Here is a 24,078-nt window from a genome sequence, read left to right as displayed (position 1 = left end):
GGCTCAGTGGCCGCTGATCGCCCGCGGGGTGTAGGGCTGTTCCAGCTCCTCGATCTCCTTCTCGGTCAGCTCCAGTTCCACGGCCGCCGCCGCGTCCTCGATGTGCCGCGGCTTGGCGGCGCCGATGATCGGTGCCGCCACCGTGTCCTGGTGCAGCAGCCAGGCGAGGGCCACCTGGGCGCGGGGCACGCCCCGGTCTCCCGCGATCCTGGTGACCGCCTCGACGATCGAGCGGTCGCTCTCCAGGTACAGCCGGCTGCCGAAGTCGTCGTTGGCGCTGCGCTCGGTGACCGTGCCCCAGTCCCGGGTGAGGCGGCCCCGGGCGAGCGGGCTCCAGGGCAGCACACCGACGCCCTGGTCCGCGCAGAGCGGCAGCATCTCCCGCTCCTCCTCGCGGTAGAGCAGGTTGTAGTGGTTCTGCATGGAGACGAACTTCGTCCAGCCGTGCAGTTCCGCCGTGTACTGGAGCTTGGAGAACTCCCAGGCGTACATCGAACTCGCCCCGATGTAGCGGACCTTGCCCGCCTTGACCAGGTCGTGCAGCGCCTCCATGGTCTCCTCGACGGGAGTCGCGTGGTCGAAGCGGTGGATCTGGTAGAGGTCGACGTAGTCGGTGCCGAGGCGGCGCAGGCTGTGGTCGATCTCGGTCATGACGGCCTTGCGGGACAGTCCGGCGCCGTTGGGGCCCGGCCGCATCCGGCCGTTCAGCTTGGTGGCCAGCACGATCTCGTCACGGTCGGCGAAGTCGCGCAGGGCCTTGCCGACGATCTCCTCGCTGGTGCCGTCGGAGTACACGTTGGCGGTGTCGAAGAAGTTGATGCCCGCTTCCAGCGCCTGCCGGATGAGTGGTCGGGACGCCTCCTCGCCGAGGGTCCACTCGTGGACGCCGCGGTCGGGCAGGCCGTAGGTCATGCAGCCCAGACAGATCCGCGACACGTCCAGGCCCGTCGAACCGAGCTTCACGTACTGCATCGTTGCTGCTCCTGCCTTCGGGACGATGGTCGACGACGAGCCTACGGCGTGCCCGGGACGCCGACTTGACGTCCGATGTGTCCGGGCGATGTGATCCTGTCACGCGCCGCGCCGCCCGGCGTGGGCAGGATGGAGCGGACGTGCCCCGGAAGGGTGTGGTGCGCACCGCGGTTTCCCGAAGGGGCGCGGGCGCCCTGGCAGTGACACTGGCCGTCACCCTGTCGGCCCTCACCGGCTGCGACTTCGGCGGCCCGGGCGGCACGCAGGGACACGGTTCGCCGACACCCGCCGCCGTACGGCTGCCCCCGCGCCACGCCGGGTTCGACTACCAGATCGGCGGCGGCTATCCCCCGGCCGAGGGCGTGCGCATCGTCAGCCGCGACCGCTCCGACTCCCCCGCGCCCGGCCTGTACAACATCTGCTACGTCAACGCGTTCCAGGCCCAGCCCGAGGAACGCTCCACCTGGCCGGCCGACCTGCTGCTGCGCGACGCCCACGGCAAGACCGTCATCGACGAGGACTGGAACGAGGCACTGCTCGACATCGGCACCCCGGCCAAGCGGGCGCGGGTGGCCGGGCGTGTGAACCGGTGGATCGACGGCTGCGCGAAGAAGGGCTTCGACGCGGTCGAACCGGACAACTACGACAGCTACACCCGCTCCCGTCACCTGCTCACCGCGGCCGACGCGACCTCCTTCATGAGACTGCTGTCCCGGCACGCGCACGCCCGGCACCTGGCCGTCGCCCAGAAGAACACCGCCCAACTGGCCGGTGTGCGCGGGCGGGCCGGACTGGACTTCGCGGTGGCGGAGGAGTGCGGGCAGTACGACGAGTGCGGGGTGTACGCCAAGGCCTTCGACGACCGCGTCGTGGACATCGAGTACACCGCCGCCGGCCTGCGCGCGGCGCTCGCCCACTGGGGCGACCGGCTGAGCATCGTCCGCCGGGACCGGGAGGTGTCCACTCCGGGGAGCAAGGGCTACGTCCGCGAGGTCCGCTGAGGACGCACCCGGGCGGACCCGTTGCTGCCCTCAGGTGACCGTGCGGCGTGGGAGGCGGCGGATCGTCGTACTGTCGGCTCATCCTCGGCGCAGACGACCGGCAACCGGCCGGTCTCGGCCGCCCGGAGGAAACGCGGTGCCGACTCGTCCCACCACCTTGCAAACCCTGGCCGGAGCGGTGCTGCTGCCGCTGGCCCTCGTCACCCCCGCCTGCGCGCAGGCCGCCGCCGCGCCGGCGCCCGAGAGCCCGGCGACCCTGTGCTCGGTCGCCGGCACGCTGCACGGCGCCCACGGGGAGCAGGCCGACGTCAGCCTGTGTGCGGACACCGGCGTCCCGAGATTCAACATCACCGCGCCCGCCACCTGCCGGATCTCCGGCGCCCGGGTGCACTACGCCTGTCGCACCGAGGGCACCTGGAAGGCCGTCCGGTCCGGCAAGACCCTGGGCAACGGGATGCTGCCCGGCTCGGGCCTGTACCCGGGTCCCGGCACCTACGACCTCACCGCCACCGTGCGCGTGCGGTCGGCGCCCGCGGGTGTCGACCTCAAGGGCACGGTGCGGGCCACCGTCTCGCTGACCGCGCCCAAGGCGAAGGCGACACACTCGGTCACCGTCGACAGGACCGAACTGCGCCGCAATGCCACCACCACCGTGACCTACACGATCCGCCGGGACAGTGACCAGGGCGACGGCAACGCGCGCCTCGGGATGATCGGCCAGGCGGGCACCGGGCTGCGGATCAGCACCGCCGACAGGCGCTGCGTCAACCCGCTGGTCGGCCGGTACCCGTCGAAGGCCCGGACGGCGCACTCGCTGGACTGCACGGTGACCGAGCTGCAGCCCGGCCACCCGGAGCAGCTCAAGGTCCGCTTCACCGTCGGGTCGAAGTGCTCCACGGTGGTGTCGAAGCTCGGCTACTGGGTGCCCAAGGGGCAGGACATGTTCACCGGGAACATGCTGGCGGGGCCGACGCTGACCTGCCGCTAGAGCAGTTCCAGCGCGCTCTCCCAGGCGAATTCCGGCCGGCGGCCGTCCGGCCGGACTTCGCCCGTGTACGGCTCGCCGAAGCGGACGCCCATGCCGCGCAGCCGCTCCAGGCTGTCCCGGTAGGCGGGATGGGCGGCCAGCGCGTCGGCGACGCAGGGCAGGACGGCGACGGGTATGCCGAGGCCCGCGGCCTCGCACAGGGTGCCGAGCGCGAGGGTGTCGGCGATCCCGGCCGCCCACTTGTTGACCGTGTTGAAGGTGGCGGGTGCCACCACGACGGCGTCCGGCGGCGGGAAGGGGCGCGGGTCGGCCGGCGTGCGCCAGGCGGACCTGACGGGACGGCCCGTCTGCGCCTGCACGGCCCCGGCGTCGAAGAAGCCGCCCATGGCGACCGGTGTGGCGATGACGCCGACCTCCCAGTCGCGTTCCTGGGCGGCGCCGATCAGCTTGCTGACGCCCGCGGCGATCCCGGCCGCGCAGACGACGACGTAGAGGAAGGGGTTCCCGGCCTGTTCGGTCATTGGGGAACCCTACTGAAGCGGGAAGGACCGCCCTCGCTCGGCCTCGGGGCGCGGGCCGTGGATGCGGCGCTCCTTCTCGTCGATGGGCACGTCGTTGATGCTGGCCTCGCGCCGGGTCATCAGGCCGTGCTCGTCGAACTCCCACAGCTCGTTGCCGTAGGAGCGCCACCACTGGCCGTCGGCGTCGTGACACTCGTACTGGAAGCGGACGGCGATCCGGTTGCCGTCGAAGGCCCACAGGTCCTTGCGCAGCGCGTAGTCGAGTTCGCGCCGCCACTTGGCGGTGAGGAACGCGACGATCTCGGCCCGGCCGGTGACGAAGGTGTCGCGGTTGCGCCAGACCGAGTCCTCCGAGTAGGCGAGCGCCACCTTGTGCGGGTCGCGGGTGTTCCAGGCGTCCTCGGCGGCCTGGACCTTCCGGGCGGCGGTCTCGCGGGTGAAGGGCGGCAGGGGCGGGCGGTCGGCCATGGGCTCCTCCTGGGCTTGCTCGACACGGGAGAACGAGCGTTCTCCAGCGGCTGCTACCGTAGGAGAACGCTCGTTCTCACGTCAAGGATCCCGCCAGGGAGGCAAGGAGCGCCGATGCCACCGATGACCACCGACGTCGCCCGGACCAGGGCGCTCGACGCCGCGGAGGAGCTGTTCTACGCCCGGGGCATACAGGCCGTCGGCATGGACGAACTGCGCGGCGCCTCGGGGCTGTCGCTCAAGCGCCTGTACCAGCTCTTCCCCGCCAAGGAGCAGCTCGTGGCCGCGTATCTGGCCCGGCGGGACGAGCGCTGGCGCCGGCGTCTGGCCGAGCACGTCGCACGGGAGCGGGATCCGCGGGCACGGATCCCGGCCGTGTTCGACTGGCTTCAGGAGTGGTTCGGCGAGGACGGCTTCCGCGGCTGCGCCTGGCTCAACGCCTACGGCGAGCTGGGCACGACGTCCACCCCGGTGGCCGAGCAGGTGCGCGCCCACAAGGAGGCGTTCCGGGGGTACCTGGCCTCGCTCGTGGACGCGGCCGGGCTGCCCGCCGCGCTCACCGGCCCCCTGTTCCTGCTGGCCGAGGGAGCCATGGTCACGGCGGGCGTCACGGGCGGAGCGCGGCCGGCCGCCGAGGCCCGCGAGGCGGCGCGGGCACTGGTGGCGGCCGCCGGCGCTGACGGGATCAGCCGGTGGACTCCGACACCGTGATCGCGCCGACCGGGCAGGCGCGGGCCGCCTCCTTGACCATCGGATCGTCCGTGCCGTCCTCGTGGCCGGGGAGCAGGGTGCTGAAGCCGTCGTCGTCCTGGGTGAAGACCTTCGGGGCGGCGAGTGCGCACTGCCCCGCGCCGATGCAGACGTTCGTGTCGATGCTGACCTTGAATCGCATGAGCTGAGCCTCTTACCAGGTCACGGGGAGTTCCAGCATCCCCTGGATCGTGTCGCCGCGTTTGAAGGGGATGTCCTCGGCCGGGACGGCGAGGCGCAGGCCGGGCAGCCGGGACAGCAGCGTGCCCAGGGCGATCTCCAGCTCCGCGCGGGCCAGGTTCTGGCCCAGGCACTGGTGGATGCCGAAACCGAACGCCACGTGGTGGCGGGCGGCACGGTGGAAGTCCAGGGCGTCGGGCTCCTCGTACTGGTCCGGGTCGCGGTTGATCACCGAGGTCGAGAAGACCACGCCCTCCCCGGCCCGGATCGTCCGGCCGGCGATCTCGATGTCCTCGAGCGCCACCCGTTGCAGCCCCTCCGCGATGGAGAGCATCCGCATCAGCTCCTCGACGGCGGCGGGCAGCAGCGCCGGGTCCGCACGCAACTCGGCCAGCCGGTCGGGGTGCTGCAGCAGGGTGAAGGTGCCCAGCGAGATCATGTTGGCGGTGGTCTCGTGGCCCGCGACCAGGAGGATCAGGGCCAGGGACACGGCCTCGGCACGCTCCAGGTCGCCGTCGCGCAGTTGCTGGTGGACGAGGTCGTCGAGGATGCCGTCGCCGGGCTCGGCCGCCGCGGCCTTGTCATCGATCAGCCCGCCGATGTACTTCTCCAGCCGGGCGCGGGCGGCCACGGCCTCGTCGGCCGTCCGGCCGCGCAGCAGTCTGCGGGACTGCTCCTCGAAGAACTCGTGGTCGGCGTACGGGACGCCGAGCAGACAGCAGATCACCGTCGACGGCACGGGCAGCGCGAAGGCCGAGACCAGTTCGGCGGGCGGGCCCTGGGCGATCATCCGGTCCAGCAGGTCGTCCACGACCCGCTGGATCCAGGGCCGTAGCTCGGTGGCGCGCCGGACGGTGAACTCCGGGATCATCATCCGCCGCTGCCGGTTGTGTTCCGGGTCGTCCAGCCCGAGCAGGGCCACCCGGCGGTCCCGGATGCCCTGGAAGCGCTCCGCGGGCACCGGGAATTCGGGGCGGCGGCGGTCGGAGGACAGCCGGGGGTCGGAGAGCAGGGCGCGGGCGGCGGCATGCCCGGTCACGGCCCAGACCTCACGGCCGTCGAAGAGGGTGACGCGCGACAGGGGTCGCCCGTCGCGCAGCGGCTGATAGCCGGTGGGCGGGTGGTAGGGGCAGGTGCGGTCCTGCGGGAAGGCGACGGGGTCGGCCTGGTGCCCGGGGCCGGGGATGTCCGTCAGTTCCGTCATGGAAGACCTCGCAGACGAAGTAGTGCGTCGTGCCGATCTTCATTAGATGCCTCGGGCATCTATGGGTCGATGAAAAGTTCGGCCACTTAGGTGATGTGTGGGATCTGACCGAAGAAGAGGGGGTCGGAGGGGCGGATTCCGGCCGGGTGGGGCACGCGTCCACCCCTCACACCGGTCGGCGGCTCCCCTCGGCCGGGGTGAGGGCCCGCGCGACGGCCAGACTGTCCTCGTACACATGGTGCCGTACGACCATACCGCCACGTACCACTAGATGCAGGGCGAAACGGGCGGGGTCGGCGCGGCCGGTCGGTGCCGCCGTCTGCCGGATGACGCCGAGCACGACGGCGTCCTCGCCGCCGACCAGGATCCGTTCGACCCGGGTGTCCGCCCGCTCCGGCAGATGATGCGCGGCGAGCTCCCGGAAGTGCGCGGCGGCGTCGGCGCGGGTGGAGCGGTGCCGGATCCACGGGGTCTCGGGACGGCCGTGCTCCTCCTCCGGCCGGTCGAGGCACTGGTCGACGGGACGTGGCTGGCGGTCGGTCAGGGCGAGCACCACGGTGCCGGGCGCGCCGGCGCGGCGTCATCGCCCCGGAGGTCATCACCCCGTCGGCCCAAGCGGTCCGCGCTGCGGATGATTCGCGGGGCCGCCGGTGTTGAATGCGGGTGGCAGACAGCTGTTGGACCGACGAAGGGGACGGATCCCATGCCTCTTGAGGGCGAGTACGAGCCCAGCCCGGCGCATTGGGTGCGCGAGCAGGTCGAGCTGTACGAGAGCTCCGGTGGGACGAAGGGCACGACGCTCCTGGACACCGGGCTGCCGGTCGTCGTACTGACCACCCGGGGCGCGAAGAGCGGAAAGATCCGCAAGACGCCGCTGATGCGGGTGGAGCACGAGGGCGCGTACGCGGTGGTCGCCTCTCAGGGCGGCGCGCCCAAGCACCCGGTGTGGTACTTCAACGTCATCACCGATCCCCATGTCGAGTTGCAGGACGGGCCGGTCAGGCAGGACATGAGGGCCCGTGAGGTCACTGGCGAGGAGAAGGCCCGCTGGTGGGAGCGGGCCGTCGCCGCGTACCCCCCGTACGCCGACTACCAGAAGAAGACCTCGCGGGAGATCCCGGTCTTCGTCCTGGAGCCGCTCGGCGAGAGCTGATTCGCGCCGGGAAGCGGCCGGATCCGGAACAATCCACGCCGGCAGGTGTGAAGCCGTTCCGGGGCGGGCACTCGTGCGTCAGGCCCCGCCGCGTTCCCCCGTCGCGGCGGGGCTCTCTCGTGCCTCACCGGCCGGCCGGTCGGTCACGTCCAGAAAGATCTGGTCGGCCTCGGGAAACGTCCGGGCCAGCGACCGCTTGATGCGTACGGCGACCTCCTCCACCCGCTCGCTGTCCAGGCCCGGTGCCAGGTCGACGCGGGCGGCCACCAGGGTGGAGTCGAGGCCCATCTTCATCGTGAACAGCGCCTCCACACTGTCGATCTCCGGCTGCGCCCGGAGCAGCGAGCGGATCCTGCCGCTCAGCTCCGGGTCGGCGGCCTCCCCGATGAGCTGGACGCGGGCGTCACGCCCCAGCCGGTAGGCGACGTACACCAGCAGCACACCGATCGCGAGCGAGGCGGAGGCCTCCCACACGACCTGCCCGGTCACCATGTGCAGCCCCATCCCGGCGAGGGCGAGCGTCACACCGAGCACCGCCGTGCCGTCCTCGGCGATCACCGTGCGCAGTGCCGGGTCACGCAGCGCGCCGCGCCCGCCGCCCTGCCGGCGCACCTGGTGCAGGGCGCGCAGCAGCGACACGCCCTCGGCGACGAGGGCCACACCGAGCACGATCAGGCCGGCGACGTAGCCGCTGAACTTCTCCTGCGTGCCCTGCCGCAGTGCCTCGGCGCCCTGGAAGAAGGAGAAACAGCCGCCCATGACGAAGATGCCGACGGCGGCCAGGAGGGACCAGAAGAAGCGTTCCTTGCCGTAGCCGAAGGGGTGCCGCTTGTCCGCGGGGCGGCGGCTGCGGCGCAGCGCGGCCAGCAGGAACACCTCGTTGAGGCTGTCGGCGACGGAGTGCGCGGCCTCGGACAGCAGGGCGGGCGAACCCGCGAGGACCCCTCCGACGGCCTTCGCGACGGCGATCACCAGGTTGGCGGCGAGCGCCACCAGCACGGTGACCTTCGTGTGCCGGTCGGACTGAGAGCCGGCGCCGGTGTCCTCGTGCTCGGCCGTACGTGCTGCGGTGTCCGCGTCCTCGGCCGTAGGCGCGGCGCTCTGCGGTTCGGAGGATGTCCCGGTCACGTAACGCCGACTGCCCGCGAGGGCGCGGATCACACCGTGCGGGTGGGGAAAAACGGGGAACGCGTTGCCCGAGGAGCAGCGCGCGGCGAGGAGGAGACATGGGCGGCGACGGCAACCGTGCCTACGGGCACAAGGCGTTCTCCCGGTCCAGGAGCCACTTCACGGACCGGATCACCGCGGACGGCCGGGACGGCTGGCCGGTGGAGGCGGGCCGTTACCGGCTGGTGGTCTCGCGCGCCTGTCCGTGGGCCAGTCGGGCGGTGATCTCGCGCCGGCTGCTGGGACTGGAGGAGGCGCTGTCCATGGCCGTCGCGGATCCCGTCCAGGACGACCGCAGCTGGCGGTTCACCCTGGACCCGGGCGGGCGGGACCCGGTGCTCGGCATCCGGTTCCTCAGCGAGGCCTACGACCGGCGCGAAACCGGTTACCCGGGCGGCGTCAGCGTCCCCGCGGTCGTGGACGTGCCGAGCGGACAGCTGGTCACCAACGACTATCAGCGGCTCACCCTGGACCTGGCGACCGAGTGGACGGACCAGCACCGCGCCGGCGCGCCCGACCTGTATCCGGACGGCCGGCGCGAGGAGATCGACCAGGTGATGGCCGAGGTGTACGAGGACGTGAACAACGGGGTCTACCGCGCCGGGTTCGCCACGCACCAGAAGGAGTACGAGGAGGCGTGCGCGGGCGTCTTCCGGCGGCTGGAAACGCTCGCCGAACGGCTGGCCGGACAGCGGTATCTGGTCGGTGACACCCTCACGGAAGCGGACATCCGGCTGTTCACCACGCTGGTCCGGTTCGACGCCGTCTACCACGGCCACTTCAAGTGCAACCGCTGGAAGCTGACGGAGAACCCGGTGCTGTGGGCGTACGCGCGGGACCTGTTCCAGACACCCGGGTTCGGGGACACCGTCGACTTCGACCACATCAAGCGGCACTACTACCAGGTGCACACCGGCATCAACCCGACCGGCATCGTGCCGCTCGGTCCCGACCTCGCCGGCTGGCGGACGCCGCACCACCGCGAGCAGTTGGGCGGCCGGCCGTTCGGGGACGGTACGGCACCGGGTCCGGTGCCTCCCGGCGAACGGGTGGCCCCGCAGGGACGGCCCGCATGAGGGCCCCGCGACGAGGAACAAGTGACACCATGGCCAAGACAAAGAAGAAGAAGCTTCCCTTCGTCTACCAGCCGATCGGGTTCGTGCTCAGCTGGGCCAGCGGGGCACTGGCCGGTATGGCCTTTCAGCAGGCCTGGAAGGCCATCCGGCACGAGGACGACGCGCCCGACGCCCTGGACCCGGACCGCGGCTGGGGCGAGATCCTGCTGGCCGCGGCGGTCCAGGGTGCGATCTTCGCGGTGGTGCGCAGTGCCGTGGACCGCACGGGGGCGAAGGCCATCGCGCGGTCCACGGGGCGGTGGCCGGTGGCCGACAAGGGCGGCCGGGACTGAGTCCGTGCGCCCGGAACTCAGCCCTGCTTCGGTGCCCTCGCGGGCAACAGGCGCAGGGTGAAGGAGTGACCGGCGGGGTCGGCGTAGCCGCGCCGCTCGTACGGCCCCGCCGCGTCCTTGGTGTCGACCGGCCGGCCGCCGAGCGCCACCACCCGCCGCTCCGCCGCGTCCAGGTCCTCGACCAGGAAGTCGAGATGGACCTGGAGGGAGTTCTCCGGGCGTGGCCAGCTGGGCGGCGTGGCGTTGACATCACGGCGGAACGCCAGCCGGACACCGTCGGCGCCCCGGATCTCCACCAGGTTCGCCGAGGCGTCCGTCTGCTCCCCCTCCAGCAACTCCCTGTAGAACGCGGCGAGTTTTTCGGGCTCGGCGCAGTCCAGCACCACGACGCCCGCCTTCACCAGTGCCATGTTTCCTCCCGGGGATGTCCTCCTGCTGCGGATATCCCGGGCCGCCGCTTTCAGTCGGCGAGCAGCCAGCGTCCGTCGCGCATCAGCTCCCTGCCCTTCAGCTCGTTCTCCTCCCGCCAGGCCTGGACGCGCTGCGGGAGGACCCTGAAGTACAGGTAGCGGGTGGCGAGTTGGCGGGGATCGAAGCCGGTCTTGCCCGCGAAGACCTCGGCGTCCTCCTCCGGGAGGTCCTCCGGGGTGACCGCCTGGACGGTGCCCTCGATCAGGACGACGTCCCGTGTCGGGCCGATGCCGAGGCGGGTCCGGCCGGTGGTCACGAGGTTGCGGCCGGTGGGGCTCTCGGCCGGGGTGGCGATCAGCAGGGTGGCGCCGTCCCACACGAAGGACAGCGGCACGAGATAGGGGGTGCCGCCGTCGGGGTCGGCGGTGGCGACCCACACGTCGACGTCGTTCTCCAGCCGGTGCAGGGTGTCCTTCGTGCGCTCCGCGGGGGTGCGGGCGGGCGGTGGGTTCATGACGTACGGCCTCCTCGTGAGGTGAATTCCGTCCAGTGTGGCCGTCAGCCCCGGGTCCCCGCACGAATGTGATCAAGGCGTGTCCGTGCGGCCGACAGGAGCAGGTCGAGGGCGGCCGGGTAGGAGCTGGAGCGCATGGTGGCGACGAGCCGGGGGGCGGTGGCCGCGATGTGCGGGTGGGTGTCGGCGGGCAGCCGGCCGTAGGTGCTGCGCCACACCTCCGACTCGGCCTCGCGCGCGGCCCGGGGCAGGGCCGTGCCCGCGGAGTCCAGGGCGCCGAAGGCGAGGGCCTGGTCCACGAAGGCGTGGTAGATCCGCACGGCTTCCGGGTCCGGGAACCCGGCCCCGCGCAGCACGCCGAGGATGCTCTCCACGGCCTGGATCTCATGGGTGCGCCCGGTGACGCGGTGGGCGCTGAGCATCGCCGCCCGGGGGTGGGCGAGGGCGCCCGCGTGCATCCGCAGGCCCAGATCGCGCAGGTCGGCCACCCAGTCGCCGGTCGGCCGCCAGGTCCGCAGCGTCCGGCCGATCAGCTCGTCGGCGATGGCCAGCATCAGGTCGTCGGTGTGCCGGAAGTACCGGTACAGGGAGCTGGGATCGGCGCCGAGGGCCCGGCCGAGGCGGCGCACGGACAGGGCGTCGGCGCCGTGCTCCTCGATCAGCCGCAGGGCGGTGGCGACGATCAGTTCCCCGGACAGCACGACGCCCTGTTTGGTGGGGCGCCGGCGCTGCCGGGCGGCGGGCGGGACGACTCGGTCGGTCATGGTGCCTCCCTGGTTCGTGCCCGGCACCTTACGACAACACCGTTGACCTGTTAAGTGCCGCGGCAGTTTCATGTCCCGTCACCGGGGCCGTCCGGGGCCCCGCGGTGGAGCGGAGAGCCGGCATGAGCGACAGACCTCTCGGAGTGGATCCCCCCGCGCGGCCAGAGCTGCGCAGGTCGCTGAGCGTGGTGGACGGCGTCGCCGTCGCCGCCTCCAGTACGGCCGCCACGACCAGCATCGGCATCGGGCTGGGGGTGACCGCGGGCGTGGTCGGCCCGCATCTGCCGGCCATCATGCTGCTGGCGTTCCTGCCCGTCCTCGGCATCGCGGGGGCCTACTCGCGGCTGAACCGGGTGGAGCCGAACGCCGGCAACGGCTACGTGTGGGTGGGCCGTTCGCTCAGTCCCTGGCTCGGGTTCATGGTCGGCTGGGTGAACGTCGTGGCGAGTGTCGCGTTCCTCGCCTACACCACGGCGGTCACGGGTTCGGCGCTGCTGCAGCTGGCCGGGGAGGCCGGGCTGCACCGGATCGGCTCGCTCGGCCTCGATCCGGACTCGACCGCGCAGACGACGGCGGTGGGGATCGTGGTCCTCGTCGCGGTCACCGTGACCGCCGTCACCGGAGTCCGCACCGCGGCCCGGCTGCAGAGCGGGCTGCTGGTCTTCGAGTACGTCGTCCTGCTCGGGTTCTGCGGCTACGGCATCGTCACGGGACCGCACTCCTTCAGCCTCTCCTGGTTCGACCCGTTCGCGATCCCCTCGGCGACCGCGCTGGCCCAGGGACTGCTCCTGTCGGTGTTCTGCTACTGGGGGTTCGAGGCGGCATTCACCGTCAACGAGGAGGTGCGCGACCCCCGGGACGCCTCCCGGGCCGGGACCATCACCCTGGTGACCATGCTCGGGCTGTTCCTGCTCGGTTCGCTCGCCTTCCAACGGGTGCTGTCGCAGGGCGAGTTGGCCGGTCACGGGGCGCAGGGGCTCGCGTACTACGGGGACCGCCTCGCCGACCGGCCGCTGGCAGCGCTGCCCCTGGTGGCCCTCATGTTCTCGGCGGTGGCCTCACTGCAGGCCGGGGTCATCCCGACGGCACGCGGGATGTTCGCGATGAGCCGGGACCGTACCCTCGGACCGGTGTGGTCCAGGGTCAGCGCCCGGTACGGGACTCCGGCGGCCGGCACGCTGCTGATCGGGGCGCTGGCCCTCGCGGTGGCGGCGGGCGCACTGGTGATCCCGCGCCTCGCCGACATGATCGACGCGATCGTGAACGCCGTCGGCATCGTCGTCGCCCTGTCCTACGCGCTCACCGCGCTGGCGGCCGCCGTGCGGTTCCGCGGCCTGCTGCGCACGGATCCGTGGCAGGGCGTCCGCGCGGTGCTGCTGCCCACGCTCAGCGCGCTGGCCCTGCTGGGCCTGGGCGGTTACCTCTGCCGGTCCTTCTACGACTCCGCCGACCACCTCGAACTCCGCGCGGACAACGGCTGGTTCCTTCTGCTCATGCCGGTCGCGATGATCGCGTCCGGGTTCGTCGTGGCCGCCTGGGCCAAGTGGGTGCGCAGGTCGCCGTACTTCCGCACCGGCGCGGGCACCGACGCCGACGCTCCCGAACTACTCACCACCTCCAACTGAACTACCAGGAAAGGCATCATGCACGCTGATCTCCTCTTCACCGGCGGCCCCGTCCTCACTCCGGAGGGCCGTACGGCGACCGCCGTGGCCGTCACCGGGGACCGGATCACCGCCGTCGGGCACGACGAGCTGCGCGATCTCGCCGGGCCACGGACGGAAGTGGTCGACCTCGCCGGACGGCTGCTGCTGCCCGGCTTCCAGGACGCGCACGTCCATCCGGTGCCGGCGGGGCTGGAACTGGCCCAGTGCGATCTGTCCGGCCGGGCGACGGCCGGGGAAACCGTGGCCGCCGTACGGGCCTATGCCGACGCCCGGCCGGAGCGGGAGTGGATCCTGGGCGGCGGCTGGTCGATGGAGGCGTTCGCGGGCGGTACGCCGACGAAGGAGCTGCTGGACGCGGTCGTACCGGACCGCCCGGTGTATCTGCCGAACCGCGACCACCACGGGGCCTGGGTCAACAGCCGGGCACTGGAGCTGGCCGGCATCGACCGGGACACACCCGACCCGGCCGACGGACGGATCGAGCGGGACCCTTCCGGGGAGCCGAGCGGCACGCTCCAGGAAGGCGCGATGCAGCTGGTCGGCCGGCTCACCCCGCCCGCCACGCGGGCCGACCGGCTGGCCGCGCTGCTGCACGCCCAGCGGCATCTGCACGCGCTCGGCATCACCGCCTGGCAGGACGCGCTGGTCGGCGACTTCCTCGGCATGGACGACCCGGCCGAGGCGTATCTCGCGGCGGCGCGGGACGGCTCGCTGACCGCGCGGGTGCGGGGCGCGCTGTGGTGGGACCGGGAGCGCGGGGCCGAGCAGATCCCCGAACTCGTCGAAAAGAGGGTGGAGTTGAGCCATGGCCGGTTCCGGGCCGGGTCCGTGAAGCTGATGCTGGACGGCGTCGCCGAGAACGGCACGGCAGCACTGCTCGACCCGTATCTGGACCGGTGCGGATGCGCGACCGCCAACCGCGGCAAGAGCTTCATCGATCCGGCCCGTCTGCCGGAATACGTCACCGAGTTGGACGCTCTCGGCTTCCAGTGCCACTTCCACGCCCTGGGTGACCGCGCCGTACGCGACGCGCTGGACGCGGTCGAGGCGGCCCGCGCCGCCAACGGGCCGAGCGACACCCGGCCGCACCTCGCCCACCTGCAGGTCGTGCACCCGCACGACGTGCCCCGCTTCGCCCGGCTCGGCGCCACCGCGAACATCCAGCCGCTGTGGGCCGCGCACGAGCCGCAGATGGACGAGCTGACGATCCCCTTCCTCGGACCCGAACGGTCCGGGTGGCAGTACCCGTTCGGCGCGCTGCTGCGCTCGGGGACACGGCTGGCGGCGGGCAGCGACTGGCCGGTGAGCAGCCCCGATCCGCTCCAGGGCATCCATGTCGCGGTCAACCGGGTCGAGCCCGGCGGCAGCGGCCCGGTGTTCCTGCCCGGGGAGCGGCTCGGCCTCGCGGACGCGCTGGGGGCGTACACGGCCGGTTCGGCGTACGTGAACCACCTGGACGACACCGGCCGGGTGGCCGTCGGGGCACTGGCCGATCTGGTGGTGCTGGACCGCGATCCGTTCGCCGGGCCGCCGGAGGCGATCGCGGAGACGGCCGTGGCACTCACGTGGGTGGGCGGCGAGCGGGTGTACGGCGACGGGTGACGCCGTCAGGCGCAGCCGACGCCGCGCTTGATCCTGGGCCAGGCCTCGACCCCGTCGGGGGTGCGGACGTACGCGGTCGCCTTGTCGTCGGTGAGCCACAGCCGCCAGTGGCGGTAGCGGTACCCGGTGTCGTGGGCGCCGGCGGGCATGCGGACGTGGGCGCGGTAGGGCGCGGTGAGCAGCTGGTCGCCGAGCACTCCCTCGGGGTCGCGGGCGTAGCTCGCACCGTCCAGGTCGAGGAAGTGGGCGGACTGCCAGTCGCAGTGTCCGGGGCCGGTGGAGCTGCTGAGCCGGGTCACCGGCACCCGCCTGCCGTGCCGGTCCGTCCACACCTCCCAGCCCCAGGCGGCGGCGAACGCGGCGGGGAACTCGGCCGGGTCGCACGCGGCGTGCGTCTCCGGTCCCCAACCGGGCCGGTCCTTCTGGTCCTTGGCCACCACGACGGCGGCCTTGGTCCGGCCGCCGACGTCGTAGGAGTACAACACCCGGTCCGCCGACCGGCGTTCCACACGCCAGCCGTGGTCGGGCAGGTCGGGCTGGACCATGTCGAAGAAGAGCCGGAGGCCGGCCTCGGGGGTGTCCCCGCCGTCCCCAAACGACCAGCCGTCCGGCCCGGCACCGTCGAAGATCTCGCCGTCGCACTCCAGCGCCCGGCCGGCGGCGCCGGAGGCCAGGCGCAGGGCGCGCGGGCCGCTGTCGTCGGGCTCCTCGGTGTGGACATGGAGCGGGCCGCCGTACGGGGACGCCGGAGAGGTGCCCTTCACCACCAGGTCCGGACGGGGGCCCTCTTCGCAACCCGCCACCGCCACCGTCGTGAGTACCGCCACCGCCACCAGGCCTCTGCGCATTCCCGCCCCTTTCTCCCCTGCCGTGTACGGTCCTCCGACGCCGCGGCGGGCCGGAACGTTCAGCGGGTCTGCTGGAACGTCCGCCGGTACGCCTGCGGTGACACCCCGATCGCCGCGTGCAGGTGCTGGCGCAGCGAGGCGCCGGTGGCGAAGCCGACCTCGGCGGCGATCCGGTCCACCGGCAGGTCGCTGGACTCCAGCAGGTGACGGGCGCGGGCGACGCGCTGCTGGATGAGCCAGCGGCCGGGGCTGAGGCCGACCTCGTCGTTGAAGCGGCGGATGAACGTGCGCAGGCTCATCCGGGCGTGGCCGGCGAGTTCGGACAGGGTGAGCGGCTCGTCCAGGCGCCCCAGGGCCCAGGCACGGGTCGCGGCCGTGCTCGCCGCTCCGCTGACCGGGACCGGCTGCTCGATGTACTGGGCCTGGCCGCCGTCCCGGAACGGCGGGACGACACAGCGGCGGGCGACGGAGTTGGCCAGCTCGCTGCCGTGGTCGGTGCGGACGATGTGCAGGCAGATGTCGACGCCGGAGGCGGCCCCGGCCGAGGTGAGCATGCGGCCGTCGGCGACGAAGAGGACGTCGGGGTCGAGGTCCACCCGCGGGAAACGGCGGCGGAACGCGTCGGCCACCTGCCAGTGGGTGGTCGCGCGGCGGCCGTCCAGCAGGCCGGCCTCGGCGAGCACGAACGCGGCCGTGCAGATCGAGACGATCCGCGCGTCGGGGCGGATGCGGTCGAGGGCCTGGACGACCTCGTCCGGCAGCTCGGCGGGGATGTACTCGGGCGGCATCGAGGTGACCACCACCGTGTCCGCCGTCCGGAGGATCTCCGGACCGTGTGCCACACCGATGGTGAAGTCGGCGCTGGTGCGCACGGGCCGGCCGTCGACCGTACAGGTCAGCACCTCGTAGTGGCCGTCGGCTGCGCCGAGGATGCGGCTGGGGATGCCCAGCTCGAAGGGGTAGACGCCGTCGAGGGCCAGCACGACCACCCGCTCCGGTTCCGGCTTCGTCTTCCGCGTGCCACTCATGACACGATCCTATCGAAGGTTGGCAATCATGCCATTTCCCGGGCGGGCGGACCCCGGCAGGCTGGGTGACCATGAGCGATGTGAACACGATGCGAGCCATCAGCCAGGACGTCCTCGGCGGTCCCGAGGTCCTGAAGGAAGTACGGGCAGAGCGGCCGGAGCCGGGCCCCAACCAGGTGCTGGTCCGGGTGCGGGCGGCCGGGGTCAACCCCACCGACTGGAAGCACCGGGCCACCGGCGGCTTCCTGGGCGAGCCGCCGTTCGTCCTCGGCTGGGACGTCTCCGGCGAGGTGGCCGAGACCGGGATCGGGGTGGTCGCCTTCGAGCCCGGCGACGAGGTCTTCGGCATGCTGCCCTACCCGTACGGCCACGGCTCGCACGCCGAGTACGTGATCGCGCCGGTCCGCGCCCTGACGCACAAGCCGGCCTCGATCGACCACACCCAGGCGGGCGCGCTGCCGCTGGTGTCCCTGACCGCCTGGCAGGCCCTGACCGAGCACGCGCGGGTGCGGCCCGGGCAGCGGGTGCTGATCCACGCGGCGGCCGGCGGGGTCGGGCACGTGGCCGTGCAGATCGCCAAGGCGCGCGGCGCGTACGTGATCGGCACGGCCAGCGCGGGCAAGCACGACTTCCTGCGGGAGATCGGCGTGGACGAGCCCATCGACTACCGGACGACCGATGTCACCGAGTCGGTGCGGGACGTCGACGTGGTGCTGGACACGCTCGGCGGGGACACCTCCGTCCAGTCGCTGAAGGTGCTGCGGCCGGGCGGGGTCGTGGTGTCCATCCTGCCGGTCGGTTCGCGGGAGTTCTACGACGAGGCCGAGCGACTCGGCGTACGGGCCGTGCGCATGCTGGTGGACGCCGACCGGTCCGGCATGGAGACGATCGCCGAGCTGGCGCGGTCGGGGAAGCTGAAGGCGACGATCGCCGGGACGTTCCCCCTGGCCGAGGCCGCGAAGGCGCACGAAGTGGGCGACACCGGACGGACGGCGGGGAAGCTGGTCCTTCTGGTCGACTGAGCCGCGTTGCCCGGTCGGCCGGGCCGGGTTACCGGGCGACACGCCCCAAAGTCGAAGACATATGTCAATCGAACATGCTCAAATTCCTTCCATCGAGGGTAACTTGACGATCGGGAGACCGACGTCCGGGCGCGGGTGGGAGGTGACGCCGTCGTGCGAGACGAGCCTGCACCGCTCACCCGCCACCTCCGTGTGTACGAGCACCGGGCACACACGGTGCTGGAACTGCGGGGCGAGATCGACCTGGTCGCGGCGACGGAGATCGGCCCGTCGCTGGACCGGATCACCGGCCGGCCCGGCAGCCGGGTCGTCATCGACCTGCGGCCGGTGGAGTTCTTCGACTGCTCGGGGCTGCGGCTGCTGTACCGGGCCCGTGCCCGGGTGCGGGACGGCGGCGGACAGCTGCACCTGGTGTGCGCGCACCCGCTGACGCTGCGGGTCTTCCGGGTCACCGGGCTGTCCCGGCTGCTGCCCCCGCACCCCACGCTGGACGCGGCCCTGGCCCGGTCCGAGGCCGCGTCCGGCTCCCTCTGAGCGGGGCCGGCGCACGGTCCTCCGTCCTGTCCGGGCGGGCTACGACTGCTCGAACAGGGCGCTCACGGATTCCCCGTTGTGGATGCGCCGTACCGCTTCGGCGAGGGCCGGGGCGATGGAGAGCACGCGCAGCTTGTCGGCGTGCTCCTCCTCCATGGGGAGCGGCACGGTGTTGGTGCAGACGATCTCCAGCACGTCCGGCTGCTCGCTCAGCCGCTTGAGCGCACCGGAGGCGAACAGCCCGTGCGTGCACGCCACCCGGACCGACCCGGCGCCCAACTCCCGCAGTCGGCCGAGGAGTTCCAGCACGGTGCTGCCCTTGGCGATCTCGTCGTCCAGCACGATGACGTCCCGGCCGGTGACGTCGCCGATGACGGAGCTGATGCTCACCCGGTCGTCCGCGAACCGCTGCTTGGCGCCGGCCGCCACCGGGGCACCGATGAGCCGGGCGAAGGCGGCGGCCTCCTTGGCGTTGCCGAGGTCCGGCGAGACGACCGTGGTACGCGTGAGGTCGTACCGGCGGAAGTGCGCGGCGAGTTCGCGCAGCGCGTTGAGGTGGTCGACGGGCACCGAGAAGAAGCCGTGTACCTGCGGGGAGTGCAGGGTCATGGCGAGCACCCGGCTCGCGCCCGCCGCGACGAGCAGATCCGCGACCAGCCGGCCGCCGATGGAGATGCGCGGGGCGTCCTTCTTGTCGGAGCGGGCGTAGGAGTAGTGCGGCATGACGACGGTGATCCGGGCGGCGGAGGCACCCCGGGCGGCGTCGCACATCAGCAGCAGTTCCACCAGGTGCTCCTGCACCGGCCGGACCAGCGGCTGGATCAGGAAGACGTCCCGCTCCCGGCAGTTGGCCTGAAGCTGCACCCCCAGACAGTCGTTGGCGAACCGGCTGACCTGGGTGGGGCTGAGCGGGACGCCGAGGTGGGCGCAGACCTCGCGGGCCAGGTCGGGATGGGCACTGCCGCTGAAGACGGCGATGTCTCGCACGATCCGCTCCTCGCAGAACCGTCACGGGCTGGACCGTCATGCTATCGGCGGCACCCCGCGCACCAGGGCACCGGCGTCCCCGCCCGCCTCCGGGTCGCCCGGGCGGTGACCCGGCGCGTACGTCAGGTGGACGATTCGGCCGGCGCACCGGTCTGGCGGGCCTGTGGGCGGGCATCCGGTCAGCAGGAAGGAGGACCGTCGCGATGACGACTTCCGTCAGGCGCCTGCCCGGCTGGGCCAAGGCCGTCGCCGCGCTCGTCCTGGTGCTCGCCGTGCTGTTCGCCGGAATCCGGCTGGCCGTACTGCCGGGCATCAAGGACCTGTTCGACACCGAGACGCACGACCGTTCCGGTCCCGCACTCCTCAAGTCCATCAACGACATGAGCCGTTACGACGCCGCCTCGGGCGACTTCCAGGTGGTCGTCGACCTGGAGAAGGACGCGAAGTACCTGCCCGACGCGATCCGCGGCACCCGCACCCTGTACGTCGGCGCGGGCACCGTGGACGCGTACGTCGACCTCGGCCGGGTCGGCGCGAAGGACGTGCGTGTCAACGGCGACCGCACGGCCGTCACACTCCGGCTGCCGCACGCCCGCCTCGGCAGGCCCGCCCTCGACCCCGACCACTCCTACGCCGTCTCGAAGCAGCGCGGGCTGCTGGACCGGCTCGGCGATCTGTTCTCGGACAACCCCGACAGCGAGCAGGCCGTGCAGAAGCTCGCCGTCCGGCACATCGGCGACGCGGCACGGACCAGCGGCCTGACCGCGCGCGCGGAGACGAACACCACCGGCATGCTGCAGGGCCTGCTGCGCTCGCTCGGCTTCACCCGGGTGCGCGTCAGCTACGGCTCCTGACCCGGGCGTCGGCTCAGCCGCCGAGCAACCCGGGCAGGGCCAGGGCGCCCAGTGCCGTGGCGCCGAGCAGCAGCCAAGCCACGTAGTCGCCGACGTGGCCGGACTGCAGGCGCCGCAGGGGCCGGCCCCACTCGGGGGCCGCGGTCCAGTGCGGGCGGGTCACGGCGAGGCCGGCGAGGGCCACTGCCAGCGCGGTCGAGACCAGGCCCAGCAGCACGCCGTGCGCCGTCCACTGCGCCGAGGCGTGGGCGCCGCCGGATCCGGCCTCGTTGACGGAGCGGGCGACCAGGTCGCCGAAGCCGGGCACGGCGCCGACGGCGAGGGCGCCGGCCAGCAGCACCGCGGGGACCGTCCTCATGGTGTCCGGGATCCGGCTCAGCGGGCCGGTCGTCTCGGGTTCCTCACTGGATCCGCTGGTCTCCAGGTCGGCGTCGGCGTCCTCGGGGCGCGGCCCGAGGCCGAGGAACACCCGTGCGGTGACGCGGAGTACGGCCCCGCCGGTGATCGCGGAGGCGACCACGTACACCACGGTGAGCGGGCCGCCGACCGCCTCCTCGGTGACCGCCTTGCCGAGCCCGGTGCCGAACGGGGGCAGTCCGGCGAGGCCGAGGCCGGCCGCCGCGAACATCACCGCGGTGGCGCGCTGTCCGATGGCCCGGGCGTGCAGGGCGTGCTCGTCGACGCTGCCGTACCGGTCCAGCAACAGGCCCGCGCAGGCGAACAGCGCGGCCTTCACCCCGGCGTGCCCGAGGATGTACAGGGCGGCCCCGTCGTCGCCCTGCGGGGTGAGGACGCCGATGCCCACGAGGAACAGGCCGGTGTGGGAGACCGTGGAGTAGGCCAGGAGCCGCTTGATGTGCCGCTGGTACCAGCACATGACGGCGCCGGTCGCGGCCGTGAGGGCGCCGAGCGTCACCAGGGCCCGGGTCAGGTCGGCGGCGGGGATGCCACCGGGTCCGGCGAAGACGGTGCCGTAGACGCGCCAGACGCCGTAGACGCCGAGTTCGACCATCACCCCGGACAGCAGCATGCAGACCGGGCTGGGGGCGACGGCGTGCGCGTCGGGGAGCCAGAAGTGGAAGGGCACGGCGGCCGCCTTCACCAGCAGCCCGGTCAGCACCAGCACGAAGGAGGCGAGGACCAGCGCGTCGGGTCCGCCGTGTCCGGCCGCCGCCGTGTCGAGGCCGCGCCCGATCTTCGTCATGGCCAGCTCGCCGGTACGGGCGTACAGCAGGCCGATGCCCATCAGCATGGCGTACGCGCCGAGGGAGTTGACGACCCCGAAGGTCAGGGCACCCTGTACGGCCTTCGGGTCGTCGATGCGGTAGCCGGTGAGCGCGTAGGCGGCGACGCTCATCAGCTCGAAGAACACGAACGCGTTGAAGAGGTCGCCGGCGATGGCGAACCCGCACATGGCGGCCTGGAAGACCAGCATCAGCGAGGTGAACGCGCCGCTGTGGCTGCGCGGGGGCTCGTCGAAGTACCGCCAGGAGTAGGCGAGGGCGGCGAGGGTCAGCAGTGAGACCAGTGCGGCCATGCCGAGCGCGGGGCCGTCGCCCGTCACGACGATGCCGACGCTCTCGCCGCCGACGGGCAGCCAGGCGCCGACCCACTCGACCATCGGCGGCGAGGAGTTCAGCAGCAGCACGACGGCGAGGGCCGCTGTACCGCCGGAGACCACGAGGCCGGTGATCTCGGCGGCGGTCCGGGGCAGATGGCGGCCGACGGCCACCAGCACGGCGGCGCCGAGCAGCGGGATCGCGACGAGCAGGGGAACCAGATGGTGCATCAGCCGCGCAGCTCCCGCAGTTCGTCGGGGTCGACGGTGCCGTGCCGTTTGGCGATCTGCAGGACGAGCGCGAGCAGCAGCGCGGTGACGGTGGCACCGACGACGATGTCGGTGAGGGTGAGCGCCTGCACCACCGGGTCGACCACGGGCCGGGAGCCCGGCGTGAGGTCGGAGAAGACGGGGGCGGTGGCGCCGCTGCGGTAGCCGACGGCCAGCAGCAGCACATAGGTGGAGGACTGACAGATCGCGAGACAGCCGACGGCATGGATGAGGTTGCGGCTGGTGGCGAGGCCGTAGCAGCCGGTCAGGAAGACGTAGGCGGCGACCAGGTAGGGAAAGATGTGCATCACGGTGTTCTCAACTCCCGTCTTCCTCCTCGATCTCGACGGCCTGGTCGAGGAAGTTGGCGAGCAGGACGACGACCGCGCTCGCCACCTCCACGCCGATGGCCGCGTTCAGCAGGGGGACGATGCCGCCGGAGGACAGGGTGTTGAACGTGCCGTACGGCAGCAGCGTGTTGGCCAGGAAGGCGGTGCCGGCGAAGACTCCGGCGAGGCCCAGCGCGAGGTAGGAGGAGACGGCGAGCGCGTCGGAGGCCTCGTAGACGGCGAGCGGGCGGACCCGTTCCAACGCGCGGTAGTCGGCGCCGAGGTACAGCAGGTGCAGGGCGGTCGCGGCGACGACCCCGCCCTGGAAACCGCCGCCGGGACTCAGCTGGCCGTGCGCGATCACGTAGAGGCCGGTGACCAGGGCGACGGGCAGCACCAGCAGCGCGTAGCGGCGCACCGGCCGGGCCACGTCGGCGGGTTGCGGCTGTTCCCGGTGCTCGCCACGGGCCTCGCGCAGCAGCACCACGCAGCCGAGGACGGCGGCGAACAGGATGCTCATCTCGCCGAGGGTGTCGTAGGCGCGCTGGTCGAAGTTGACGGAGGCGATGGTGTTGGCGGTGTGCCGGCTGAGGGAGGCGTGCACGGCCCGGGTGCCGTAGGGGTGGCTGCGGCCGCCGAAGGCGGGCAGGTCGAGGCAGGCGGCGACGAGCAGGGCGGCGACGCCGGCGCCGCCGACGGCCAGCAGGACGAGCCGGAGCCGTTTCACCGCGCACCGTCCTTGGGCCGGCCGCGGCGTCTGACCTTGCGCACCGACAGCATGATCAGCAGCGGGGTCAGGGCGGAGCCGACGGCCAGCTGGGACAGGCCCACGTCCGGCGCCTGGAGCACGGTGAACAGCACGGCCAGGACGGACCCGAGCACGGACAGCACCAGCGCCTGGCGGGCGGGGTCGCGCTGGGCCACGGCCGCGGTGGCGCAGGCGGCCACCAGCAGCAGCGCGACGACGATCACGGCGTCGTCCATGCCGCACCTCCCCGGACGGTGTCAGCCACCCCGCACCCCCCGGAATCCGCCCGCCAGCGCGCGCGAGGCGATCACGTTGCCGGCGATCAGGAGGGCGCCGACCACCAGCAGTTTGGCCATCGCCCGGCCCGGGCCGGTGGCGGCGCAGACGGCGGCCACGACCGCCGCGCTCAGGCCCGCGGCGGTCCAGGTCAGTCCCCAGGCGCTCGGGCGCTCGCCTTCCAGGTCGTCGGAGAGGAGCCGGGCGAAGACGAGGGTGCCGATCGGGCCGAGCAGGGCCAGCAGCAGGGCGAGGTCGACGTAGGACGGGCGGCCGTAGCCCTGGGAGAGCAGCAGCAGGGCCGGGCACAGCACCGGGGTGGTCATGTTCTGCGCGACGACCCGGCGGGCGGGCGGGCCGGTGGTGACGCCCCACAGGGCGGCCGCCCCACCCGCGCCCAGTTCGACGCTCGCCACGAGGATCCAGCCGTTCACCGCCAGGTCACCGCCCGTCGGCCGGCCCGTGCCAGCAGTGCCCCGACGGCCGCGGAGCTCCCGCCGACGACCCACTCCAGCGGGTAGACCGGCGTGATGAGCACCAGCCACAGCAGCGTCAGCGCGCCCCACCAGGCCAGGAGTTCACCGATGGCGAGGAGGACCGCGCGCGGGGCCGTACGCCGGGTCATCGACCGCCTCCTCGGTCCGCTCTGCACGCATGTGCGGCGATGTGTCCGATACGCCGCTCGGGCATCCAAGCACCGCCGGGCCCAGGGAGGGGCGGCGGCGCGCGGGTCCGCAGCCGGAGTGCCCCGGGAGCGTGAACGGAAACACCGGCGCGCGCCGGAGCCGTCAGGACCGCGGCATCCCGGACCGGTTGCCGGGTAACCGCCTTACGAATCAGGGAAGTTCACCGTT

General features: G+C 72.6%; 30 protein-coding genes. 11 read left to right on the top strand and 19 right to left on the bottom strand.

The genetic code is table 11. The features are described 5' to 3' along the window. Positions 1-3 precede the first annotated feature (3 nt). Entirely contained in the window at positions 4-972 is a 969-nt protein-coding gene (locus tag AB0D93_RS25480) for an aldo/keto reductase (protein ID WP_362123280.1), read from the bottom strand. Between the two features lie 218 nt (positions 973-1,190). Here AB0D93_RS25480 and AB0D93_RS25475 point away from each other — a divergent pair, with 218 nt between their 5' ends. Together AB0D93_RS25475 and AB0D93_RS25470 are read left to right on the top strand one after the other, a co-directional pair. Next, complete coding sequence (locus AB0D93_RS25475; RefSeq protein ID WP_362123386.1) at positions 1,191-1,973, top strand: endo alpha-1,4 polygalactosaminidase; 783 nt, start codon at positions 1,191-1,193, stop codon at positions 1,971-1,973. A gap of 136 nt (positions 1,974-2,109) precedes the next feature. Further along, positions 2,110-2,961: a hypothetical protein gene (locus AB0D93_RS25470; RefSeq protein WP_362123277.1), complete on the top strand. Its 852-nt coding sequence runs from the start codon at positions 2,110-2,112 to the stop codon at positions 2,959-2,961. Here the strand turns inward: AB0D93_RS25470 and AB0D93_RS25465 are convergent. Next, the gene (locus AB0D93_RS25465; protein ID WP_362123274.1) at positions 2,958-3,482 is read right to left on the bottom strand and encodes a flavoprotein; all 525 of its coding nucleotides are present in this window, start codon (positions 3,480-3,482) and stop codon (positions 2,958-2,960) included. The two genes, AB0D93_RS25470 and AB0D93_RS25465, sit on opposite strands and share 4 nt — an antisense overlap. Positions 3,483-3,491: 9 nt before the next feature. After that, positions 3,492-3,950 (bottom strand): nuclear transport factor 2 family protein, encoded by a 459-nt coding sequence (locus AB0D93_RS25460; RefSeq protein ID WP_362123271.1) that lies wholly within the window; start codon positions 3,948-3,950, stop codon positions 3,492-3,494. 123 nt (positions 3,951-4,073) lie between these two features. Here AB0D93_RS25460 and AB0D93_RS25455 point away from each other — a divergent pair, with 123 nt between their 5' ends. Continuing rightward, positions 4,074-4,661 (top strand): TetR/AcrR family transcriptional regulator, encoded by a 588-nt coding sequence (locus tag AB0D93_RS25455; protein WP_362123383.1) that lies wholly within the window; start codon positions 4,074-4,076, stop codon positions 4,659-4,661. Here the strand turns inward: AB0D93_RS25455 and AB0D93_RS25450 are convergent. From AB0D93_RS25450 to AB0D93_RS25440, 3 genes are all read right to left on the bottom strand, one after another. Further along, positions 4,636-4,842: a ferredoxin gene (locus AB0D93_RS25450; protein ID WP_362123268.1), complete on the bottom strand. Its 207-nt coding sequence runs from the start codon at positions 4,840-4,842 to the stop codon at positions 4,636-4,638. The genes AB0D93_RS25455 and AB0D93_RS25450 overlap by 26 nt on opposite strands. Before the next feature lie 12 nt (positions 4,843-4,854). Next, on the bottom strand, positions 4,855-6,084 hold the full coding sequence (locus tag AB0D93_RS25445) for a cytochrome P450 (protein ID WP_362123265.1): 1,230 nt from the start codon (positions 6,082-6,084) through the stop codon (positions 4,855-4,857). Between the two features lie 166 nt (positions 6,085-6,250). Beyond that, the gene (locus AB0D93_RS25440) at positions 6,251-6,640 is read right to left on the bottom strand and encodes a nuclear transport factor 2 family protein (protein ID WP_362123262.1); all 390 of its coding nucleotides are present in this window, start codon (positions 6,638-6,640) and stop codon (positions 6,251-6,253) included. A 147-nt stretch (positions 6,641-6,787) separates the two neighbouring features. Here AB0D93_RS25440 and AB0D93_RS25435 point away from each other — a divergent pair, with 147 nt between their 5' ends. Then, the gene (locus tag AB0D93_RS25435) at positions 6,788-7,237 is read left to right on the top strand and encodes a nitroreductase family deazaflavin-dependent oxidoreductase (protein WP_362123260.1); all 450 of its coding nucleotides are present in this window, start codon (positions 6,788-6,790) and stop codon (positions 7,235-7,237) included. A 78-nt stretch (positions 7,238-7,315) separates the two neighbouring features. Here the strand turns inward: AB0D93_RS25435 and AB0D93_RS25430 are convergent, their stop codons facing one another. After that, positions 7,316-8,236, bottom strand: coding sequence for a cation diffusion facilitator family transporter (locus AB0D93_RS25430; RefSeq protein WP_362123380.1), 921 nt, complete (start codon positions 8,234-8,236; stop codon positions 7,316-7,318). 227 nt (positions 8,237-8,463) lie between these two features. Here AB0D93_RS25430 and AB0D93_RS25425 point away from each other — a divergent pair, with 227 nt between their 5' ends. Together AB0D93_RS25425 and AB0D93_RS25420 are read left to right on the top strand one after the other, a co-directional pair. After that, entirely contained in the window at positions 8,464-9,480 is a 1,017-nt protein-coding gene (locus AB0D93_RS25425) for a glutathione S-transferase C-terminal domain-containing protein (RefSeq protein ID WP_362123258.1), read from the top strand. 29 nt (positions 9,481-9,509) lie between these two features. Next, positions 9,510-9,812 (top strand): DUF4235 domain-containing protein, encoded by a 303-nt coding sequence (locus tag AB0D93_RS25420; protein WP_362123256.1) that lies wholly within the window; start codon positions 9,510-9,512, stop codon positions 9,810-9,812. 17 nt (positions 9,813-9,829) lie between these two features. Here the strand turns inward: AB0D93_RS25420 and AB0D93_RS25415 are convergent, their stop codons facing one another. From AB0D93_RS25415 to AB0D93_RS25405, 3 genes are read right to left on the bottom strand one after another with little or no spacing between them, the layout of a single operon-like run. Next, entirely contained in the window at positions 9,830-10,222 is a 393-nt protein-coding gene (locus tag AB0D93_RS25415; RefSeq protein ID WP_362123253.1) for a VOC family protein, read from the bottom strand. 50 nt (positions 10,223-10,272) lie between these two features. Beyond that, positions 10,273-10,737 (bottom strand): pyridoxamine 5'-phosphate oxidase family protein, encoded by a 465-nt coding sequence (locus tag AB0D93_RS25410; protein ID WP_362123250.1) that lies wholly within the window; start codon positions 10,735-10,737, stop codon positions 10,273-10,275. Positions 10,738-10,781: 44 nt separating this feature from the next. Then, complete coding sequence (locus AB0D93_RS25405) at positions 10,782-11,501, bottom strand: helix-turn-helix domain-containing protein (protein WP_362123247.1); 720 nt, start codon at positions 11,499-11,501, stop codon at positions 10,782-10,784. A 122-nt stretch (positions 11,502-11,623) separates the two neighbouring features. On the opposite strand from AB0D93_RS25405, the gene AB0D93_RS25400 reads away from it, so the two are divergent. Continuing rightward, positions 11,624-13,126, top strand: a complete 1,503-nt coding sequence (locus tag AB0D93_RS25400; RefSeq protein WP_362123244.1) for an APC family permease — start codon at positions 11,624-11,626, stop codon at positions 13,124-13,126. A gap of 18 nt (positions 13,127-13,144) precedes the next feature. Beyond that, positions 13,145-14,770, top strand: coding sequence for an amidohydrolase (locus tag AB0D93_RS25395; protein ID WP_362123241.1), 1,626 nt, complete (start codon positions 13,145-13,147; stop codon positions 14,768-14,770). A gap of 5 nt (positions 14,771-14,775) precedes the next feature. Here the strand turns inward: AB0D93_RS25395 and AB0D93_RS25390 are convergent, their stop codons facing one another. After that, entirely contained in the window at positions 14,776-15,618 is an 843-nt protein-coding gene (locus AB0D93_RS25390) for a hypothetical protein (protein ID WP_362123238.1), read from the bottom strand. 59 nt (positions 15,619-15,677) lie between these two features. Then, positions 15,678-16,646, bottom strand: coding sequence for a helix-turn-helix domain-containing protein (locus AB0D93_RS25385; protein WP_362123235.1), 969 nt, complete (start codon positions 16,644-16,646; stop codon positions 15,678-15,680). 71 nt (positions 16,647-16,717) lie between these two features. Between AB0D93_RS25385 and AB0D93_RS25380 the strand changes: the two genes are divergently transcribed. Both AB0D93_RS25380 and AB0D93_RS25375 read left to right on the top strand, forming a co-directional pair. Next, positions 16,718-17,668 carry an NADP-dependent oxidoreductase gene (locus tag AB0D93_RS25380; protein WP_362123232.1) on the top strand — a complete coding sequence of 317 codons (951 nt, stop codon included), beginning with the start codon at positions 16,718-16,720 and terminating at the stop codon, positions 17,666-17,668. 153 nt (positions 17,669-17,821) lie between these two features. Further along, positions 17,822-18,202: an anti-sigma factor antagonist gene (locus tag AB0D93_RS25375; protein WP_362123229.1), complete on the top strand. Its 381-nt coding sequence runs from the start codon at positions 17,822-17,824 to the stop codon at positions 18,200-18,202. Positions 18,203-18,241: 39 nt separating this feature from the next. On the opposite strand, the gene AB0D93_RS25370 is transcribed toward AB0D93_RS25375, so the two are convergent. Then, positions 18,242-19,189 carry a ribose-phosphate diphosphokinase gene (locus AB0D93_RS25370; protein WP_362123226.1) on the bottom strand — a complete coding sequence of 316 codons (948 nt, stop codon included), beginning with the start codon at positions 19,187-19,189 and terminating at the stop codon, positions 18,242-18,244. Positions 19,190-19,392: 203 nt separating this feature from the next. On the opposite strand from AB0D93_RS25370, the gene AB0D93_RS25365 reads away from it, so the two are divergent. After that, the gene (locus AB0D93_RS25365; RefSeq protein WP_362123223.1) at positions 19,393-20,043 is read left to right on the top strand and encodes a DUF4230 domain-containing protein; all 651 of its coding nucleotides are present in this window, start codon (positions 19,393-19,395) and stop codon (positions 20,041-20,043) included. Between the two features lie 13 nt (positions 20,044-20,056). Here the strand turns inward: AB0D93_RS25365 and AB0D93_RS25360 are convergent, their stop codons facing one another. The 6 genes from AB0D93_RS25360 to AB0D93_RS25335 are packed head-to-tail and all read right to left on the bottom strand — an operon-like array spanning position 20,057 to position 23,849. Next, positions 20,057-21,832, bottom strand: coding sequence for a complex I subunit 5 family protein (locus AB0D93_RS25360; protein ID WP_362123221.1), 1,776 nt, complete (start codon positions 21,830-21,832; stop codon positions 20,057-20,059). Continuing rightward, complete coding sequence (locus AB0D93_RS25355; protein ID WP_362123218.1) at positions 21,832-22,179, bottom strand: sodium:proton antiporter; 348 nt, start codon at positions 22,177-22,179, stop codon at positions 21,832-21,834. Before AB0D93_RS25355 ends, AB0D93_RS25360 begins: the two co-directional genes overlap by 1 nt. Positions 22,180-22,189: 10 nt before the next feature. After that, positions 22,190-22,927: an MnhB domain-containing protein gene (locus tag AB0D93_RS25350; RefSeq protein ID WP_362123215.1), complete on the bottom strand. Its 738-nt coding sequence runs from the start codon at positions 22,925-22,927 to the stop codon at positions 22,190-22,192. After that, on the bottom strand, positions 22,924-23,184 hold the full coding sequence (locus tag AB0D93_RS25345; RefSeq protein WP_362123213.1) for a hydrogenase subunit MbhD domain-containing protein: 261 nt from the start codon (positions 23,182-23,184) through the stop codon (positions 22,924-22,926). Before AB0D93_RS25345 ends, AB0D93_RS25350 begins: the two co-directional genes overlap by 4 nt. A gap of 21 nt (positions 23,185-23,205) precedes the next feature. Further along, positions 23,206-23,658, bottom strand: a complete 453-nt coding sequence (locus AB0D93_RS25340) for an MrpF/PhaF family protein (protein ID WP_362123211.1) — start codon at positions 23,656-23,658, stop codon at positions 23,206-23,208. After that, positions 23,655-23,849 carry a hypothetical protein gene (locus AB0D93_RS25335; RefSeq protein WP_362123209.1) on the bottom strand — a complete coding sequence of 65 codons (195 nt, stop codon included), beginning with the start codon at positions 23,847-23,849 and terminating at the stop codon, positions 23,655-23,657. Before AB0D93_RS25335 ends, AB0D93_RS25340 begins: the two co-directional genes overlap by 4 nt. Positions 23,850-24,078: the final 229 nt, after the last annotated feature.

Source organism: Streptomyces sp. NPDC048191, from assembly GCF_040652655.1.
Lineage (GTDB): Bacteria > Actinomycetota > Actinomycetes > Streptomycetales > Streptomycetaceae > Streptomyces.
Note: the sequence above shows the minus strand (reverse complement) of the source record. Positions and strands in the feature narration are given on the sequence as shown.